This window comes from Metabacillus bambusae (assembly GCF_017497975.1).
Classification (GTDB): domain Bacteria; phylum Bacillota; class Bacilli; order Bacillales; family Bacillaceae; genus Metabacillus; species Metabacillus bambusae.
In genome coordinates this window covers 359,610-377,863 of sequence record NZ_JAGDEL010000001.1, presented here as the reverse complement: position 1 = coordinate 377,863, position 18,254 = coordinate 359,610, and the positions used below count along the sequence as shown (strand labels likewise).

Below are 18,254 nucleotides of genomic sequence, written 5' to 3'. Positions count from 1 at the left end.
ACAATATGGCACATAAAATTATGATCGTAGACGATGCAGCATTTATGAGAATGATGATTAAAGACATACTAACGAAAAATGGGTATGAAGTTGTTGCAGAAGCTGCAGATGGAGCACAAGCTGTTGAAAAATATAAAGAACATCAACCTGACCTAGTTACTATGGATATTACAATGCCAGAAATGGATGGTATTGCGGCTTTAAAAGCAATTAAAGAAATTAATGCCAACGCAAAAGTTATTATGTGTTCTGCAATGGGACAACAAGCGATGGTTATCGATGCGATCCAAGCAGGAGCAAAAGACTTTATTGTTAAACCATTCCAAGCAGACCGTGTTTTAGAGGCTATTGGTAAAACATTAAGCTAAAGGTGGAGTGAAATTGCTTCATAGAAACTATGCTTTATTGATGTTAGTAGCGCTTATCATTTTTTCTCCGCAAGCTTCAATGAGTGCACTTGCGGAGGAAACAGTTAATGAGAGTGTGTATGAAAATATAAAAGAAGAGAATAAAGAGCCTGCTGATAACACCTCGCTTGAAAATAATCAAGAAGTAGAGCCGATTGTTCAGGATGATGCGCTGTCAGTTTCAGCCTTTGATTTTATTAAAATGTTTCTCGCTTTAGCATTTGTTCTCTTTTTGGTTTACTTCTTATTGAAATTTGTCAGCAAACGCAACCGGATGTTTCAACAAGGTCAGTCAATTGTCAATCTAGGAGGTACAAGCCTAGGACAGAGTAAATCAATTCAAATAGTCAAGGTTGGAAATCGCTTATTCGTGGTAGGTGTGGGTGAATCGATTTCATTACTTAAAGAAATAGACGATGAAAAAGAAAGAAAACAATTAATTGAAGATTTTGAGCGTAAGCAAGAACAAATCGTTGAGCCTAAGGATTTTATCCAAAAGGTGACAACTATACTTAATGACAACTTAAAAAGAAATCGGGCAAAAGAGAATGAATCAACATTTTCAACTTCATTTAAAGACCAGTTAGAAAAGGTAAAGAACGACCGAACGAAACAGCTTGATGATGTTAAAAGAAAGGGTTTAAACAAGCATGAATGAATTTATGGAATTTTTTAATAATAGTGATGCAGAAAATGTCAGTACATCTGTAAAACTATTACTATTATTAACTGTCTTGTCAATTGCCCCGAGTATTTTAATCTTAATGACTTGTTTCACACGAATTATTATTGTTCTGTCGTTTGTTCGGACATCTCTGGCAACACAACAAATGCCACCAAATCAAATTTTGATTGGAATTGCCTTATTTTTAACCTTTTTTATTATGGCACCGACTTTTTCAGAGGTAAATGAACAAGCATTAACACCTCTTTTTAATGAGGAAATTCAATTAGAAGAAGCTTATGAGCGAGCAGCATTACCGTTTAAGGAATTTATGAGCAAGCACACAAGACAAAAAGACTTAGCACTTTTTCTAAATTATGCAGGTATTGAAAGTCCTGAATCGGTCGAAGATATCCCATTAACAGCTCTTGTCCCTGCGTTTGCAATAAGTGAAATTAAAACAGCTTTTCAAATTGGATTTATGATATTCATTCCATTTTTAGTCATTGATATGGTAGTTGCAAGTATTCTCATGTCCATGGGGATGATGATGTTACCACCAGTTATGATTTCTCTACCATTTAAGATATTACTTTTTGTGTTAGTAGATGGTTGGTATTTAATTATTAAGTCTTTGCTACAAAGTTTTTAGAATGGGTGAGAACGAATGAGTTCAGAGTTTGTAATTTCTTTAGCAGAAAAAGCGGTGTATACAACTTTAATCGTTTGTGGACCATTATTATTGCTAGCACTTGTAATAGGTTTAGTAGTCAGTATCTTCCAGGCTACAACTCAAATTCAGGAACAAACACTTGCGTTTATTCCCAAAATTGTTGCAGTGTTATTAGGATTAATTTTTTTTGGTCCATGGATGCTTTCAACACTTGTTTCCTATGCTCAAGATATATTCGGTAATTTAAATAGGTTTGTGGGGTAAAAATGGTTACAATTCTTGAAAATTATCCAGCATTTCTTCTAGTATTTATGAGGATAACAGCTTTTTTTGTTACTTTACCTCTATTTTCTTATCGAAATATCCCTAATACACATAAAATTGGTTTTTCATTTTTTTTAGCATGGATTATGTTTATTTCGTTAGAACCACCAGCAATTGAGATTGATAGCCAATATTTTATGCTTATTTTAAAGGAAGCACTTTTCGGGCTAATGATTGGCTTTTCTGCTTATTTTATTCTTGCAGCTGTCCAAATTGCAGGAAGTTTTATTGATTTTCAAATGGGATTTGCTATCGCAAATGTTATTGATCCACAAACTGGTGCACAAAGTCCCCTTATAGGGCAATTTCTCTATACATTGTCACTATTGCTTATGATTAGTCTAAATGCTCATCACCTTTTATTAGATGGGGTATTTTATAGTTATCAGTTTGTTCCTATCGATCAACTTTTTTTACCGTTAGGTGAAGAAAATATTATTGAATTCATTGTTCAAACATTTAATTCCATGTTTATTATTGCGTTTCAAATGTCGATTCCTGTTGTAGGCTCATTGTTTTTGGTTGACATAGCACTTGGGATTGTGGCAAGAACTGTTCCTCAATTAAATATATTTGTAGTAGGATTGCCATTAAAAATTGGAGTAAGCTTTATCATGCTTATTCTTGTAATGGGTGCATTATTTGTGTTAATGCAACAGCTATTTGAAACGATGACATATACAATGCGTGGACTTATGGAATTGTTTGGAGGAGTAGGCAATGAACCTTCTTAAATTAGATTTACAGTTTTTTTCAGGAGAGAAAACAGAAAAAGCTACGCCTAGAAAAAAACAGGATGCAAGAAAAAAAGGTCAGGTTGCTAAGAGTGCGGATGTTAATACTGCATTATCACTATTAACTGTATTTTTATCGTTTCTATTCATTGGCGCTTTTATGAGAGACCGAATTTTACTGATGATAAAAGGTGTTTTTCAAGATTACTTACTTTTAGATTTAACCGATCAAAATGTGCATGATTTTTTTTTAACAATGGCTTTTCAAGCTGCAATGATTCTTGCTCCGATTATGGGAATCGCATTAGTAGCAGGTGTACTTGGTAATTACCTTCAAGTAGGTTTTTTATTTTCAACGGAAGCAATTCAAATGAAATTAAATAAATTGGATCCCATCCAAGGCTTCAAGCGAATTTATTCAATGCGTGCCATTGTCGAGCTGTTAAAGTCACTGTTAAAGATCTCATTTGTTGGATCAGTCACATTTGCTGTTATATGGTTTGATATGGAAAATGTTTTACGGCTATCGCAAATGACTGTAGAACAATCTTTTCAATTTATTGCTTCCTTAACTGTGAAAATGGGATTATTTGCATCGGCAGCCCTGCTGTTATTGGCATTAATGGATTATCTTTATCAGCGATATGATTATGAAAAAAACCTCAGAATGTCGAAGCAGGATATAAAGGATGAATATAAAAAATCAGAAGGTGACCCATTAATTAAATCGAAAATTAAGCAAAGGCAACGTGAAATGGCGATGAGAAGAATGATGCAGGATGTACCAACTGCAGATGTTGTCATTACGAATCCAACACACTATGCCATTGCTTTAAAATATGATGAATTAAAAATGGATGCTCCATTTGTTGTTGCAATGGGGGTTGATCTTGTTGCACAAAAAATAAAAGCAATTGCAAAAGAGAATGAAATAATGATGGTTGAAAATAGACCTCTTGCACGAGCACTGTACGATCAAGTTGAAATAGGCCAAGCTGTACCGGAGGAGTTCTTCCAAGCGGTCGCAGAAATCATAGCATATGTTTATCAAGCGAAATCAATGTAAAAAGATCGTTACATTAGATGCAAGTTTATATTGGATAAAATAATTACTATGCACGAAAGCTAAAGATAGAATTGACTGGTTTTAAGGAGAGAAAAAAATGTCTGCAAGAGATTTATCCGTATTACTTAGTGTTATCTTAATCATAGCAATGCTTATCATCCCGTTTCCAGGCTGGTTGTTAAGCTTTTTAATTATCATAAATATTTCTCTTGCGTTGTTAGTTATCCTTACGTCAATGAATATGAACGAACCATTACAATTTTCCATCTTTCCCTCATTAATATTACTCTTAACCTTATTTCGTTTAGGGTTAAATGTTTCAACAACTCGTGCTATTTTAGCTGAAGGTGATGCAGGAAAGGTTGTCGAAACGTTTGGTACATTTGTAACCGGGGGAAACATCCTTGTAGGAATGGTTGTTTTTATTATTTTAATTGTCATCCAATTTGTTGTAATAACAAAAGGTTCTGAGCGTGTCTCTGAAGTTGCAGCTCGTTTTACCCTTGATGCAATGCCAGGTAAGCAAATGAGTATTGATGCAGACTTAAACGCTGGTATGATTTCAGAGCAACAAGCCAGAGAACGCCGAGAGAAAGTTGCAAATGAAGCAGATTTCTATGGAGCTATGGATGGAGCGAGTAAATTTGTAAAAGGGGATGCTATTGCTGGAATCATCATGGTCTTGATCAACATGCTATTTGGAATTATTATTGGCATGATGCAAAAAGGGATGGCGATTGGTGAAGCAGCATCACATTATACGATGCTTACAGTTGGAGATGGGATTGTCAGCCAAATACCTGCATTATTAATTTCAACTGCTACTGGGATCGTTGTAACTAGAGCAGCATCAGAAGGTAACTTGGGTAGTGATATTACAGCACAATTGTTTGCATATCCTAAAATGCTTTATGTAGCTGCTGGGGCCATTTTTTTATTAGGTATTTTTACTCCAATAGGTCTTTTGCTAACCTTACCGATTGCTGGATTACTAGGTTTTGGGGGGTACATGATTTCTCGATCAAAAGAAAAACAAGTTCCAGATGAAGAAGAAATTGAGCAGGAAATTGAAATGGATGAAATGAAAAGTCCGGAAAGCGTTGTAAATCTGTTAAATATCGATCCGATCGAATTTGAATTCGGTTATGGCTTGATCCCACTTGCAGATACAAATCAAGGTGGGGACCTCCTCGATCGGGTTGTCATGATAAGAAGACAGTTAGCAATCGAATTTGGAATTGTTATACCGGTTGTCCGAATACGTGATAATATCCAGTTACAACCAAATGAATACCGTTTGAAAATTAAAGGTAATGAAGTAGCTAAAGGTGAGATTTTACTTGATCATTATTTAGCGATGGCTCCAGGAATTGAGGACGATTCAATTGATGGTATAGATACAGTCGAGCCTTCATTTGGGCTACCTGCTAAATGGATTACAGAAGAAATAAAGGATACAGCTGAAATGTACGGTTATACGGTTGTTGATCCACCTTCAGTCGTTTCAACACACATCACTGAAGTTATTAAACAACATGCACATGAATTGCTCGGAAGACAAGAAACGAAACAGTTGGTTGATCATTTAAAAGAAACCTATCCAATTTTAGTAGAAGAAGTAACGCCGACACCACTAGGAATAGGAGATATTCAAAAAGTACTTGCAAAGCTTTTAAGAGAAAAGGTTTCTATTCGGAATCTGCCAATTATTTTTGAAACAATGGCGGATTTTGGGAAAATGACTTCTGATACAGAGCTATTAGGTGAGTATGTGAGACAGGCTCTTGCTAAACAAATTACTACTCAATATACAGATCAAGACCAACAATTAAAGGTGGTTACCTTATCAGGGAAAATTGAGAAAATAATTGCCGATGGTGTACAACAAACAGAACATGGAAATTACTTATCATTAAGTCCTGACGTTTCTCAATCGATTATTGAGGCAATAGCTAAGGAAATAGAAATGCTTTCGCTTCAGCAACAAACACCAATTCTATTATGTTCACCTGCAGTAAGAATGTATGTGAGACAACTTACAGATCGTTATTTTCCTCAGGTGCCAATTTTATCCTATAATGAATTAGAAGCAAATGTCGAAGTACAGAGTGTTGGGGTGGTGAATGTCGAATGAAGGTAAAGAAATTTATTGCACCTTCAATGCAAGAAGCAATGAAAAAAATCCGTTCTGAGATGGGAAATGACGCTGTTATTTTAAATTCAAAAGTCAGTCATTCAGGTGGATTTTTAGGGCTTTTTGCAAAAAAACAAATTGAAGTGATTGCAGCCATAGACCCAGATGAACCAGAACGGCAAAAAGTGGGAGAAACGCGAACTAGTACACAAGAAAAAAACGCTTTTCCTAAATCAAAAAATAAAACTGTAATGCACAACGAACACGTGCCTCAATCAATTAATGTCGAGAATAATCAGGGTGTATTAGACGAATTAAAAGAATTAAAAGGCTTACTTCAGTCAATCTCTACTAATGAAAGAAGTGACTTTTATCCAGAGCCACTGAAAGTAATCTTAAAACAGTTGACAAAACAAGAGATAAATCCATCACTACGAGGTCAGGTTATGTCAGAGCTTTTAGATTATTGGTATCTTGTTAATGGAAACTTGACCATTGAACAATTAAGAGAAAAAGAAACAGAAATCTTCCTTAAAGAGTTAAAGGAGCTTGAATTTGGTGGGATGTCCTATCAAAAAAAATATATTAATGTAATTGGTCCAACTGGTGTTGGGAAAACAACAACTCTCGCAAAGCTTGCTGCACATTGTGTATTACAAAAAAAGAAAAAGGTCGCTTTTATCACGACAGATACATATAGAATAGCAGCAATTGACCAGTTAAAGACTTATGCGAAAATTTTAAACGTTCCAATTGAAGTTTGTTATAGTGTTAATGATTTTAAAGAAGCAAAAACAAAACTGGATATTTATGATTTTATTTTTATCGATACTGCTGGAAGGAATTTCTTAGAATCTCAGTATGTGGAAGATCTTCAATCAATTATTGATTTTAATGATGAGATGGAGACATTTCTCGTATTGGCTGCAACGGCTAAACCATCAGACATGATTGCGGTTTATGAGCAATTTTCAGTCCTTCCAATTAATAGGCTAATTTTCACAAAGCTCGATGAAACTTCGACCAGAGGATCATTGTTTGAGGTTATGATAAAAACGAATAAAGGTATTGCCTATACAACACATGGTCAAACTGTCCCCGATGATATCGAAGTAGCAACAAGAGAACGCATAGTCGAACAGATATTGAGGTAGAGTGATATGGAGAATGATCAAGCAAAAAGCTTAAGAGAGCGATTAAAGACATTGAGAACGCAAGCGAAATCAATCGCGGTTATGAGTGGTAAAGGTGGGGTTGGAAAATCTAACTTTTCCTTGAATTTCTCTTTAGCCTTACAAAACGCTCAAAAAAGAGTTTTATTATTTGATTTAGATATTGGCATGGGTAATATTGATATTCTTATTGGTGAAAGCTCTAGACTTACTATCGTTGATTTTTTTAATAAAAATGTTTCACTAACTGACATCATTACAACAGGTCCAAATAATCTTGATTATATTTCAGGAGGAACTGGTTTAGGTACAATTTTTAGACTAAGTGAAGAGATATTTCAACGTTTTATTCAAGAGCTTGAGCCTTTATTTAATGCATATGATTTTGTTATTTTTGATATGGGAGCAGGGATTTCTGAAGACAGTTTAAGGTTCATACTATGTGTTGATGAAATAATCGTTATTACAACTCCAGAACCAACATCAATGACTGATGCTTATGCTGCTATAAAGCATATTTGTGTAAATCATGAAACGATGCCATTTTCAATCGTTGTTAATCGTGCATTTAATCGTAAAATTGGTGATTTTACCTTTAATAGGTTAGCACAAACAATGAAACAGTTTTTAAAACGCGAAGTCACACTGTTAGGTACTATTCCTGATGATTCAACTATCATGAAAGCAGTTATTGATCAAAAACCTTTCTTAATGTACCAGCCAAATTGCCATGCAAGTAAAGCGATAAACAAAATAGCAAATGACTTTATAAATAGACAGTCATCAATTGATGTGGAAGATGCTAAACCTTTTATAGCAAAATTAAAATATTTCTTCATGAAAGGCAGGTAAACTAGGGTGAGTAAAATACGTGTACTTGTAGTTGACGATTCTGCCTTCATGAGAAAAATAATTACAGATTTTCTAAATGAAGAAGAAAAGATTGAAGTCATTGGAACTGCTAGAAATGGACAAGATGCTATAAAGAAGGTCAAGTTACTAAATCCTGATGTGGTCACAATGGATATCGAAATGCCTATAATGGACGGACTTGAAGGATTGAAAGTTATTATGGATCAATTTCCAAGACCAATTATTATGCTATCAAGCACAACAACTGAGGGTGCTGAAAATACAATAAAATCATTGCAATATGGTGCATTTGATTTTATCGCAAAACCTTCAGGAGCAATTTCTTTAGACTTATTCAAAGTAAAACAAGAGATAATAGAAAAAGTTGTTCTTGCAAAGTCAGCAAATGTTCGTAAATTGTCAAAAGAAGTAAACAAAAAAAATATTCCCCTAAAACAAATGGAATATAGTAAAATAGACTCAAGAAGAGACAAAAGTCCTATAACTATCGACAAAAACAGCCTTACAAAAAAAATTGTCTGTATAGGTACCTCTACTGGAGGACCTAGAGCGTTGCAACAAGTATTGTCAAAAATACCAGTAGACATAGATGCACCAATTCTCATTGTCCAGCACATGCCTCCTGGATTTACTCAATCTCTAGCTAATCGCTTAAACTCAATTTCATCTATCACTGTAAAGGAAGCCGAGAATGGTGAGCAGGTACAAAATGGAATTGCTTATATTGCGCCAGGTGGCTCTCATATGAAGATAATGAAATCGGGAGGCTATTTAACAATTAAAATTGATCAATCAGATATAAGAAATGGACATCGTCCCTCTGTTGATGTGATGTTCGAATCAATTAGTAAGCTACAGGACTATCGTAAAATTTCTGTCATTATGACTGGAATGGGCTCTGATGGGACCGAAGGGTTAAGAAAGCTTAAATTAACGGGTGTTGTTAATGCCATTGCAGAATCAGAGCAGTCCTCTGTAGTTTATGGTATGCCTAGATCAGCACTTAGTACAAACCTTGTTGATAAAGTTGAACACCTGGAAAATATAGCTACTGCTATTATGGATTTTATACGAAACTAAGGGGTGTTACTCTATGGATATGAATCAATATTTAGAAGTTTTTATTGAAGAAAGCAAAGAGCATTTACAAGCATGTAATGAAAAATTACTAGATTTAGAGAAGAATCCCAATGACTTAATCATTGTAAATGATATTTTTCGATCCGCTCATACTCTTAAAGGGATGAGTGCAACTATGGGATATGAAGACCTCGCAAGCTTAACTCACCAAATGGAAAACGTCCTTGATGCCATAAGAAATGAAAAGCTTTCAGTAACACCAGCCTTGTTTGATGCCGTTTTTTCCTCTGTTGATGCACTTGAGGAAATGGTTTTTTCCATTGCGGAAGGTGGAGATGGAAAAAAGGATGTATCAGCTATAGTTGCCATGTTAAAATCCATAGAAAATGGTGAAGAGGATAGTCAAGAGCATACTAGCCAGCAACTTACTAACATTGATTCTAGTAATCATACAATACAGGAATATGATGATTTTGAATACACTGTCATTCAACAATCGAAAGAACAAGGGTTTACTGCATATGAATTGTCAGTTTCTCTTCGTGAGGATTGTTTATTAAAAGCAGCCAGAGTATTTATGGTTTTCGAAATTTTAGAACAAATTGGTGAAGTGATCAAGTCTGTTCCTTCTGTAGAGCTTTTAGAAGATGAAAAGTTCGATTCACAATTCACTGTGGCAATAGTTTCTAAAGATACAAGCGATGATATTCAAAGTAAAGTTATGAAAGTATCTGAAATCGAAGAGGTTAAGGTTCATATTTTAGATCCTTCAAATATGACTAACTCGCAATCTTATGTCAGACAGGCTGATTTAGATGGTAATGATTGCTCGGTGAAAAGTGAAGAAATCGAACAAATTCAAGGACAAGAAGCTAGTATAAAAACTGCAAAAAAACAAGTTGCAGCAACAAGCACGAAAACAATTCGTGTAAACATCGAACGCTTAGATATTCTTATGAATCTATTTGAAGAGCTTGTAATTGACCGTGGGAGATTAGAGCAAATTTCAAAGGATTTAAACAATAACGAATTGGATGAAACAGTTGAAAGAATGTCAAGAATCTCAGGTGATCTTCAAAATATCATTTTAAACATGAGAATGGTTCCAGTTGAGACAGTATTTAACCGTTTTCCTCGTATGATTCGTCAACTTGCAAAGGATTTAAATAAAAAAATAAACTTGGAAATTATTGGTGCTGAAACAGAATTAGATCGAACAGTCATAGATGAAATTGGTGATCCACTGGTCCATCTTTTACGAAATGCAATTGATCATGGTATTGAGATGCCAGATGTTCGAGTGAAAAATGGGAAAACAGAAGAAGGAAATGTAGTTTTAAGGGCTTATCATAGTGGAAATCATGTATTCATAGAAATCGAAGATGATGGTGCAGGAATAAATCGTGATCGAGTTCTAAAGAAGGCCCTTGACAGAGGGGTTGTTACTGAACAAACAGCAGCAACCTTAACTGACAAACAGGTTTATGAGCTTATCTTTTCTTCTGGTTTTTCTACTGCCGATCAAATCTCAGATATATCAGGTCGTGGAGTAGGTCTAGATGTTGTTAAAAGTACAATTGAATCACTTGGTGGCTCTGTATCAATTGATGCTGAGGAAGGAAAAGGATCCTTATTCTCAATTCAGCTTCCGCTTACTTTATCAATTATCTCAGTGATGCTTGTGGAATTACAAAATGAAAAATATGCAATCCCACTATCTTCTATTATTGAAACAGCAGTTATTAAAAAGGAAGAAATTCTTCAAGCACATAATCAGAAGGTCATTGATTATCGCGGGAAAATTGTTCCGTTAGTATTCTTGAGCGAGATCTTTGAAGTACCAATGGAAAATCAAAATGAAGATTTTGTTTCCTTAATAATTGTCCGAAAAGGTGATAAAATGGCTGCGTTAGTAGTGGATTCGTTCATCGGGCAACAGGAAATCGTTCTAAAATCACTCGGGAATTATTTGAATTCAGTTTTTGCTATTTCAGGTGCAACAATTTTAGGAGATGGGCAAGTAGCTCTAATTATTGATTGTAATTCTTTAATAATATAGGGGATTGTTTGTGTCTAGCCTGTAAAGGGAAGGCTCTGTTAAAGTTCACTGTTGATTTTTGTACTTTGTTGATTGAAACGGATACGTGAGACTCCTGCGGGAGGAGCACGGGCCGCCCGCTGAAAGTGAACGTCTGCAGCGGAAATCAACAACCAAGTTTAATAGTAAAAGGAAAAAAACAACCATTTTTATCTAGGGCTTAAGCTACTAATGAATGGAAGGTGAGAATACCTTCTAGCTATTATTTTCTTATACTTGTCGGGGCTAACTAAGGCATTCTGCATTACTAAGAAAGGGGTCTTTCCAATGAGTGAATACATGTCAGAAGATGTAAAAGTAATTGTGTTTCAATTACAGGATGAGGAATATGGAATTCCTGTTCAACAAGTTAAATCGATTGAAAAGGTTCAACATATTACACGTGTACCTAGAACAGCACCATATATAAAAGGTGTCATTAATTTAAGAGGTGTTGTTACACCAATAATTGACTTACGTAAACGTCTCGGTCTAGAAAAACTTTCAACGAATGAAAGTACAAGAATGATCATTGTTTCCAAGGACGACATGGAGGTAGGCTTTATAGTTGATGCAGCAAATGATGTAATTGATATTCATTCAGAAATTATTGAACCAGCACCCGAAGTAGTAGGCACTGTCCATTCTGACTATATTCAAGGTGTAGCTAAATTAGAAAAAAGATTAATTGTCATGATTGATTTAGAAGAAATATTAAAGACTGAAAATCAGCCTTCATTACTAGTTTAGGAGCATACAGATGGATTTTTTAAAAAGTATTTCTTTTAAGCATTTAGACGTATTAAAAGAGGTAGGTAATATTGGAGCTGGTCACTCTGCTACCGCCCTTTCTAAGCTTTTAAATAAAAAAATTGATATGACAGTTCCAGATGTAAAAGTTGTTTCTTTTAATGAGTTAACAGAATGGTTAGGTGGTCCTGAAGTCTTTATTGCCAGTGTTTTTTTACGAATTGAAGGCGATATTCCCGGTTCTCTATTTTTTGTTCTTAGCATTGAACAAGCTGAACGCTTTGTAAAGCAATTAATTGATGATGCTAACTTTTCCCTTAGACAATCAACTTATGATGAAATTGGGTTATCTGCTTTTCAGGAGCTTGGAAATATATTAACTGGATCATATCTTTCATCATTATCTGACCTCACTGATTTACATCTCTATCCTTCTGTACCTGCTCTATCATTCGATATGTTTGGAGCAGTGATTAGTCATGGATTGATTGAATTATCTCAAGTGAGTGATTATGCAATTATTATTGACACAGTAATTAAAGAAGAAGATCAGCAAGAAGTTGATACAGTTAAAGGTCACTTTTTTCTATTACCAGATCCAGCCTCATTTAAAATACTCTTTGACGCATTAGGTGTAACAGATGATGACTAAATCTAAAGAAATAATAAAAGTAGGAATTGCAGAGCTTAATGTAGCTAAGTCACCTAATCAAATTAGAACCTCAGGATTAGGTTCTTGTGTCGGTTTGATATTATTTGACAAGGTAAACGAAGTAGCAGGTTTGGCACATATCATGCTTCCGGACTCTTCTCTCGCAAATAAAGGCTCTATGAACCATGCTAAATACGCTGATACTGCCATACCACAGCTAATGGATAGATTAGTAGAATCAGGAGCTAGGGTAAGATCACTACAAGCTAAAATGGCTGGCGGTGCACAGATGTTTCAATTTCAATCGTCTAATGACATGATGAGAATTGGTCCAAGAAATGTAGAAGCAATTAAGCAACAGCTAAAAAGGTATAACATCACTCTATTAAGTGAAGATGTTGGCGGTAATAGTGGTAGAACAATCGAATTTGACCCGAAAACATGTGAATTGATGATAAGAACAGTAAATCAAGGTACAAAAGTGATTTGAATAATAGAGGTATGTTTACAATTCTTGGTGTGGGGGATCAAAATGACTCAATTAACATTAAATGAAGAACAAGTGATATGGCAAAAATGGATAGATGTACGTGACACCAATGCTGGCGATGTTCTCATAAAAAGATACATGCCCCTTGTTTCTTATCATGTACAGAGGATTTCTGTGGGGCTTCCTAAAAGTGTAAGTAAGGATGATTTAATGAGTTTAGGCTTATTTGGCTTATACGATGCTTTAGAAAAGTTTGATCCAAATAGAGATTTGAAATTTGATACGTATGCGTCTTTCCGAGTAAGGGGAGCAATTATTGATGGGTTAAGAAAAGAAGATTGGTTACCACGTAGTTCTAGAGAAAAAGCAAAACGTGTTGAAGCAACTATCGAGAAATTAGAGCAAAAGCATCTAAGAAATGTTTCTTCAAAAGAAATTGCCACTGAGTTAGGACTTTCTGAAGGTGAAGTCGTAAGCGTCATAAATGAAGGTTTTTTTGCGAATGTCCTTTCCATCGACGATCAGCTTTTTGATCAAGATGATGGAGAAGGCATCGGGTTTACGATTAAAGATGAACATCAGCACACTCCTGAAGATAAAATTCTTAAAGATGAATTAATTGGACAATTATCTGAAGTGATTACCCAGTTAAGTGAGAAAGAACAGCTTGTGATTAGCTTTTTTTACAAAGAAGAATTAACCTTAACTGAAATTGGACAAGTTATGAACTTATCAACTTCAAGAATTTCACAAATTCATTCAAAAGCTTTATTTAAATTAAGAAAAATATTGGAAAATGTGATTCATTAACATTAGTCAGGTGTGAGTGAATGTGAGCCTTAGGAATATTGAAATGCAAATTGCCCTCCCACGTACACATGATGCTGGAAAGCTACAGGAGCAACTAAATCAAAGAAGCCAGCTAGCTCAGGAACAGCTGGCTAATTCATTTCAAAAAGAATCTGACATAAAAAGATCACAAGTGCAAGAAAATAGTGATAGTGAGAAATTACATCTAAAAAAGGAAAGCTCTGAGCAACATCAACAGCACAATCAGAAAAAAAGGAAAAAGGAACAAAAACAAGATGAGAATCCTGACCATCCTTATAAAGGGAAAAAAATCGATTTTTTTGGTTAAGAGAGGATGTCTATGACTACAATATTGCTATTGATAAGTTTACTACTCCATGTAGTAGCTTTTTATTTTATCGTCGTTTTATATACAAAATATTCAACTATTAAAGATCTTTCAAAGTCTCAAAGGGCTATCCTTGATGAAACGGAAACTTCAATGACAAGCTTTTTAATTGAGATGAAGGAAGAGAACGAAAGACTGATCCAGCATTTTAAACAAGGCTCTGCACATTATAATCACGATAGAAAAGAGTTGGACGAGAAGACAAATGAGAGCAATCATCACATAGCCAACTCCACGATGATTCATACGAATAATATAGTACCGGAAGAACCTCTAGAGGAGGATCTACCTGACTACTTTTCTCAGCTTAATGAAATCGAAGATATTGTTGAAATCAGTAAACCAGAACAGAAAAAAAATCTTCCTTTTGAAATTCATGCTATAAAACTTTATGAAAACGGTCATACTGTTGAACAGATTGCTAAAAAATTAAGTAAGGGGAAGACCGAAATAGAGCTTCTTCTTAAATTTCGTCAAAAGTAGTCAATATATCCTTGATTGTCATATTTCAATATGGTATATTAATTTTTGGTGTTATTACACACGTTTATAGATTTAAGCATTGGTGCTGTTAGTAACAGTTATGCTTAAAGATGATATAAGCGGAGGAGAACAAAACCATTAGGAGGAACAAACACATGTCAGTTATTTCTATGAAGCAATTGCTTGAAGCTGGTGTTCACTTCGGTCACCAAACACGCCGTTGGAACCCAAAAATGAAACGTTACATCTTTACTGAGCGTAACGGTATCTACATTATCGACCTTCAAAAGACAGTTAAAAAGGTTGAAGAAGCTTACAAATTCGTTAAGGAACTTGGAGCTGAAGGTGGTACAATCCTATTCGTTGGTACAAAAAAACAAGCACAAGACTCTGTTAAAGAAGAAGCAGAACGTTCTGGAATGTACTTTGTTAACCAACGTTGGTTAGGTGGTACGTTAACAAACTTTGAAACAATCCAAAAACGTATTAAACGTTTAAAAGATATTCAAAGAATGCAGGAAGATGGAACTTTTGAAGTCCTTCCTAAAAAAGAAGTTGTTCAACTTAACAAAGAGCTTGAGCGTCTTGAAAAATTCCTAGGTGGAATTAAAGACATGAAGCAATTACCAGATGCATTATTTATTATTGATCCTCGTAAAGAGCGTATCGCAGTAGCGGAAGCTCGTAAATTAAACATCCCGATCGTTGGTATCGTTGATACAAACTGTGATCCAGATGAAATTGATTACGTAATCCCTGCAAATGATGATGCAATTCGCGCTGTTAAGCTTCTTACTGCAAAAATTGCAGATGCAATTTTAGAATCTAAACAAGGTGAAGAAACAACACCTGCTTAATGTGCAAAAGGTGATAAGGGGAATTGACCTTTTATCACCTTTTTTTAAGCAAGTTACATAAAGTACAAAAGCGTAAGCGACTTAATTAGCCACAGGCAAATAAGGCACCTAAGCTTAATATGTAAGTTTTCTAAAGAACAAAAGATTCTATACGATAAAACAATTGACCTTAAGGAGGAATACCGTTATGGCAGTAACTGCACAAATGGTAAAAGAACTACGTGAAAAAACTGGCGCTGGAATGATGGATTGTAAAAAGGCGTTAACTGAAACAAACGGAGACATGGATCAAGCAATTGATTACCTTCGTGAAAAAGGTATTGCAAAAGCAGCTAAAAAAGCTGACCGTATTGCAGCAGAAGGATCTACATTAGTAAAAGTTAACGGTAATGAGGCAGTTATTTTAGAAGTTAACTCTGAAACTGACTTCGTAGCGAAAAACGAAGGCTTTAAAGAATTAATCAATGGGTTAGCTGATTTCTTATTAACTAAAAAACCAGCTGATGTTGATGCTGCATTAGCAGAAACAATGGACAGTGGTACAACTGTTGGAGATTACATTAACTCAGCAATTGCTAAAATTGGTGAAAAAATCACTCTTCGCCGTTTTACAATTGTAACTAAAACTGATAGCGATGCATTTGGTGCTTACTTACACATGGGAGGCCGTATTGGTGTTCTAACATTATTAGAAGGAACTACTAATGAAGATGCTGCTAAAGATGTAGCTATGCATATCGCTGCTGTTAATCCTAAGTATGTTTCTCGTGATCAAGTTTCTGCTGAAGAAGCTGAACATGAACGTAAAATTTTAACTGAACAAGCTCTTAACGAAGGCAAGCCTGAAAATATCGTAGCTAAGATGGTTGAAGGCCGTTTAGGTAAATATTTTGAGGATATTTGCTTACTTGATCAAAGCTTCGTTAAAGATCCAGATCAAAAAGTTAAACAATTTGTCGAGTCAAAAGGCGGTACTGTAAAAACATTTATCCGTTATGAAGTTGGAGAAGGTATCGAAAAGCGTCAAGACAACTTTGCTGAAGAAGTAATGAGTCAAGTTAAAAAATAATTTTTGCTATCTAGCACTTATTCTAAATTCTTAGAATATAAGTGTATATGATCAAAAAAATGGAAGAGGGAACACAGGCTGTGTTCCCTTCTTTTGGAGATATATATAGGCAGTAGCCGATTTGCGCTTTTTCTTATAAGGAACAGAGTTGGAGGTAAATATGAGTAATCCTAAATATCAACGTATAGTACTTAAATTAAGTGGTGAAGCATTAGCAGGTGATAATGGTTTTGGTATTAACCCTACTGTGATCCAATCAATCGCAAAACAAGTGAAGGAAATTGCAGAGTTAGATGTTGAAGTAGCTGTTGTTGTTGGTGGCGGAAACATTTGGCGTGGTAAAATCGGTAGTGAAATGGGGATGGACCGAGCGACTGCAGATTACATGGGGATGCTTGCTACTGTGATGAATTCTTTAGCATTGCAAGATAGTCTTGAAACACAAGGGATTCAGACACGTGTTCAAACCTCTATTGAAATGAGACAAGTTGCTGAACCATACATAAGAAGAAAAGCGATTCGACACTTAGAGAAAAAACGCGTCGTTATTTTTGCAGCCGGAACTGGTAATCCATATTTCTCTACCGATACAACAGCAGCTTTGCGTGCTGCTGAAATCGAAGCAGATGTTATCTTAATGGCTAAAAATAATGTTGATGGTGTTTACAACGCTGATCCTAGAATTGATAAAAATGCTGTGAAATATGAAACATTATCTTATTTAGACGTACTAAAAGAAGGTCTAGCAGTGATGGATTCAACTGCATCATCTTTATGTATGGATAATGATATACCGTTAATTGTCTTCTCAATAATGGAAGAAGGAAACATTAAACGTGCCGTAACTGGTGAAAATATTGGAACAATTGTTAGGGGGAAATAACCTTGGCTAAACAAGTATTAGCGAATACTAAAGATAAAATGGAAAAAGCAGTGGCAGCTTTAAGTCGAGAATTAGCATCTGTAAGAGCTGGTAGAGCTAGCGCAAACTTACTAGATAAAATTTCTATGGATTATTATGGTGCTCCAACTCCAGTTAACCAACTTGCTTCTATTAGTGTACCTGAAGCACGTCTTCTCGTTATTCAACCATATGACAAGACTGTTTTAGGTGATATCGAAAAAGCTATTCTTAAGTCTGACTTAGGTTTAACTCCTTCAAATGATGGCTCAGTTATCCGTTTGTCTATTCCAGCTTTAACAGAAGAAAGACGTAAAGAGCTAGTGAAATTAGTTAAGAAATATGCAGAAGAAGCAAAGGTTGCCGTTCGTAATATTAGACGTGATAGTAATGATGACCTGAAAAAGCTAGAAAAAAATGGTGATATCACTGAGGACGAATTAAGAAGTAACACTGAGAATGTTCAAAAATTAACAGATGATTATATTGTTAAAGTTGATCAGGTTGCAAAAGATAAAGAAAAAGAAATCATGGAAGTTTAATGAAAAAATAGGTACAATAGAAAAGTGAAAAACCCTCTAATGTTTACAGGGGGTTTTTTTGTTAATACTGTTAACGTCATCATGGTAAAAAGAGATCATGAATTATTG

General features: G+C 35.0%; 20 protein-coding genes and 2 pseudogenes. All 22 read left to right on the top strand.

The genetic code is table 11. From position 1 onward, the window contains the following. The first annotated feature begins 5 nt into the window (after positions 1–5). The 22 genes and pseudogenes from cheY (at position 6) to frr (ending at position 18,146) form a co-directional block, all read left to right on the top strand. The gene (gene cheY / locus I7822_RS01700) at positions 6–368 is read left to right on the top strand and encodes a chemotaxis protein CheY (protein ID WP_207975049.1); all 363 of its coding nucleotides are present in this window, start codon (positions 6–8) and stop codon (positions 366–368) included. A 13-nt stretch (positions 369–381) separates the two neighbouring features. Then, positions 382–1,065 (top strand): flagellar biosynthetic protein FliO, encoded by a 684-nt coding sequence (gene fliO / locus I7822_RS01695; RefSeq protein ID WP_207975048.1) that lies wholly within the window; start codon positions 382–384, stop codon positions 1,063–1,065. Then, entirely contained in the window at positions 1,058–1,723 is a 666-nt protein-coding gene (fliP, locus tag I7822_RS01690) for a flagellar type III secretion system pore protein FliP (RefSeq protein ID WP_207975047.1), read from the top strand. The genes fliO and fliP overlap by 8 nt, the downstream gene beginning before the upstream one ends. A gap of 15 nt (positions 1,724–1,738) precedes the next feature. Further along, positions 1,739–2,008, top strand: a complete 270-nt coding sequence (gene fliQ, locus I7822_RS01685; protein WP_207975046.1) for a flagellar biosynthesis protein FliQ — start codon at positions 1,739–1,741, stop codon at positions 2,006–2,008. 2 nt (positions 2,009–2,010) lie between these two features. Beyond that, positions 2,011–2,802 (top strand): flagellar biosynthetic protein FliR, encoded by a 792-nt coding sequence (gene fliR / locus I7822_RS01680; RefSeq protein WP_207975045.1) that lies wholly within the window; start codon positions 2,011–2,013, stop codon positions 2,800–2,802. Further along, a complete protein-coding gene (gene flhB, locus I7822_RS01675) occupies positions 2,789–3,868 on the top strand; it encodes a flagellar biosynthesis protein FlhB (protein ID WP_207975044.1) in 1,080 nt (359 codons plus the stop codon). Before fliR ends, flhB begins: the two co-directional genes overlap by 14 nt. 97 nt (positions 3,869–3,965) lie before the next feature. Further along, complete coding sequence (gene flhA / locus I7822_RS01670) at positions 3,966–6,002, top strand: flagellar biosynthesis protein FlhA (protein WP_207975043.1); 2,037 nt, start codon at positions 3,966–3,968, stop codon at positions 6,000–6,002. Then, positions 5,999–7,156 carry a flagellar biosynthesis GTPase FlhF gene (gene flhF / locus I7822_RS01665; RefSeq protein ID WP_207975042.1) on the top strand — a complete coding sequence of 386 codons (1,158 nt, stop codon included), beginning with the start codon at positions 5,999–6,001 and terminating at the stop codon, positions 7,154–7,156. Before flhA ends, flhF begins: the two co-directional genes overlap by 4 nt. 6 nt (positions 7,157–7,162) lie before the next feature. Further along, a complete protein-coding gene (locus I7822_RS01660) occupies positions 7,163–8,026 on the top strand; it encodes a MinD/ParA family protein (protein WP_207975041.1) in 864 nt (287 codons plus the stop codon). A gap of 6 nt (positions 8,027–8,032) precedes the next feature. Then, a complete protein-coding gene (locus tag I7822_RS01655) occupies positions 8,033–9,127 on the top strand; it encodes a protein-glutamate methylesterase/protein-glutamine glutaminase (RefSeq protein WP_207975040.1) in 1,095 nt (364 codons plus the stop codon). A gap of 13 nt (positions 9,128–9,140) precedes the next feature. Beyond that, a pseudogene (locus I7822_RS30555) lies at positions 9,141–9,371 on the top strand (Hpt domain-containing protein); the annotation flags it as partial. A gap of 219 nt (positions 9,372–9,590) precedes the next feature. Beyond that, a pseudogene (locus I7822_RS01650) lies at positions 9,591–11,186 on the top strand (chemotaxis protein CheA); the annotation flags it as partial. Positions 11,187–11,492: 306 nt separating this feature from the next. Further along, the gene (locus I7822_RS01645) at positions 11,493–11,954 is read left to right on the top strand and encodes a chemotaxis protein CheW (RefSeq protein ID WP_207975038.1); all 462 of its coding nucleotides are present in this window, start codon (positions 11,493–11,495) and stop codon (positions 11,952–11,954) included. A gap of 10 nt (positions 11,955–11,964) precedes the next feature. After that, positions 11,965–12,606 carry a chemotaxis protein CheC gene (locus I7822_RS01640; protein ID WP_207975037.1) on the top strand — a complete coding sequence of 214 codons (642 nt, stop codon included), beginning with the start codon at positions 11,965–11,967 and terminating at the stop codon, positions 12,604–12,606. After that, positions 12,599–13,096, top strand: a complete 498-nt coding sequence (locus I7822_RS01635) for a chemotaxis protein CheD (RefSeq protein WP_207975233.1) — start codon at positions 12,599–12,601, stop codon at positions 13,094–13,096. Before I7822_RS01640 ends, I7822_RS01635 begins: the two co-directional genes overlap by 8 nt. A gap of 42 nt (positions 13,097–13,138) precedes the next feature. Then, on the top strand, positions 13,139–13,906 hold the full coding sequence (locus I7822_RS01630; protein ID WP_207975036.1) for a FliA/WhiG family RNA polymerase sigma factor: 768 nt from the start codon (positions 13,139–13,141) through the stop codon (positions 13,904–13,906). A 22-nt stretch (positions 13,907–13,928) separates the two neighbouring features. Beyond that, positions 13,929–14,234 (top strand): hypothetical protein, encoded by a 306-nt coding sequence (locus tag I7822_RS01625; protein ID WP_207975035.1) that lies wholly within the window; start codon positions 13,929–13,931, stop codon positions 14,232–14,234. A gap of 12 nt (positions 14,235–14,246) precedes the next feature. Then, complete coding sequence (locus tag I7822_RS01620; protein ID WP_207975034.1) at positions 14,247–14,777, top strand: hypothetical protein; 531 nt, start codon at positions 14,247–14,249, stop codon at positions 14,775–14,777. Positions 14,778–14,932: 155 nt separating this feature from the next. Beyond that, entirely contained in the window at positions 14,933–15,634 is a 702-nt protein-coding gene (gene rpsB, locus I7822_RS01615) for a 30S ribosomal protein S2 (protein WP_066337690.1), read from the top strand. A gap of 187 nt (positions 15,635–15,821) precedes the next feature. Beyond that, entirely contained in the window at positions 15,822–16,703 is an 882-nt protein-coding gene (gene tsf / locus I7822_RS01610; protein ID WP_207975033.1) for a translation elongation factor Ts, read from the top strand. Between the two features lie 160 nt (positions 16,704–16,863). Next, positions 16,864–17,586 (top strand): UMP kinase, encoded by a 723-nt coding sequence (pyrH, locus tag I7822_RS01605; RefSeq protein ID WP_207975032.1) that lies wholly within the window; start codon positions 16,864–16,866, stop codon positions 17,584–17,586. Between the two features lie 2 nt (positions 17,587–17,588). Then, positions 17,589–18,146: a ribosome recycling factor gene (gene frr / locus I7822_RS01600; RefSeq protein ID WP_207975031.1), complete on the top strand. Its 558-nt coding sequence runs from the start codon at positions 17,589–17,591 to the stop codon at positions 18,144–18,146. Positions 18,147–18,254 lie beyond the last annotated feature (108 nt).

Bases quoted from the DNA above. Each gene is read 5' to 3' on its own strand.
- tsf (WP_207975033.1), top strand. From the start codon at position 15,822: ATGGCAGTAACTGCACAAATGGTAAAAGAACTACGTGAAAAAACTGGC.
- I7822_RS01660 (WP_207975041.1), top strand. From the start codon at position 7,163: ATGGAGAATGATCAAGCAAAAAGCTTAAGAGAGCGATTAAAGACATTG.
- flhB (WP_207975044.1), top strand. From the start codon at position 2,789: ATGAACCTTCTTAAATTAGATTTACAGTTTTTTTCAGGAGAGAAAACA.
- I7822_RS01645 (WP_207975038.1), top strand. From the start codon at position 11,493: ATGAGTGAATACATGTCAGAAGATGTAAAAGTAATTGTGTTTCAATTA.
- flhA (WP_207975043.1), top strand. From the start codon at position 3,966: ATGTCTGCAAGAGATTTATCCGTATTACTTAGTGTTATCTTAATCATA.
- pyrH (WP_207975032.1), top strand. From the start codon at position 16,864: ATGAGTAATCCTAAATATCAACGTATAGTACTTAAATTAAGTGGTGAA.
- fliR (WP_207975045.1), top strand. From the start codon at position 2,011: ATGGTTACAATTCTTGAAAATTATCCAGCATTTCTTCTAGTATTTATG.
- flhF (WP_207975042.1), top strand. From the start codon at position 5,999: ATGAAGGTAAAGAAATTTATTGCACCTTCAATGCAAGAAGCAATGAAA.
- cheY (WP_207975049.1), top strand. From the start codon at position 6: ATGGCACATAAAATTATGATCGTAGACGATGCAGCATTTATGAGAATG.
- I7822_RS01630 (WP_207975036.1), top strand. From the start codon at position 13,139: ATGACTCAATTAACATTAAATGAAGAACAAGTGATATGGCAAAAATGG.
- fliQ (WP_207975046.1), top strand. From the start codon at position 1,739: ATGAGTTCAGAGTTTGTAATTTCTTTAGCAGAAAAAGCGGTGTATACA.
- I7822_RS01640 (WP_207975037.1), top strand. From the start codon at position 11,965: ATGGATTTTTTAAAAAGTATTTCTTTTAAGCATTTAGACGTATTAAAA.
- rpsB (WP_066337690.1), top strand. From the start codon at position 14,933: ATGTCAGTTATTTCTATGAAGCAATTGCTTGAAGCTGGTGTTCACTTC.
- fliP (WP_207975047.1), top strand. From the start codon at position 1,058: ATGAATGAATTTATGGAATTTTTTAATAATAGTGATGCAGAAAATGTC.
- I7822_RS01635 (WP_207975233.1), top strand. From the start codon at position 12,599: ATGACTAAATCTAAAGAAATAATAAAAGTAGGAATTGCAGAGCTTAAT.
- I7822_RS01620 (WP_207975034.1), top strand. From the start codon at position 14,247: ATGACTACAATATTGCTATTGATAAGTTTACTACTCCATGTAGTAGCT.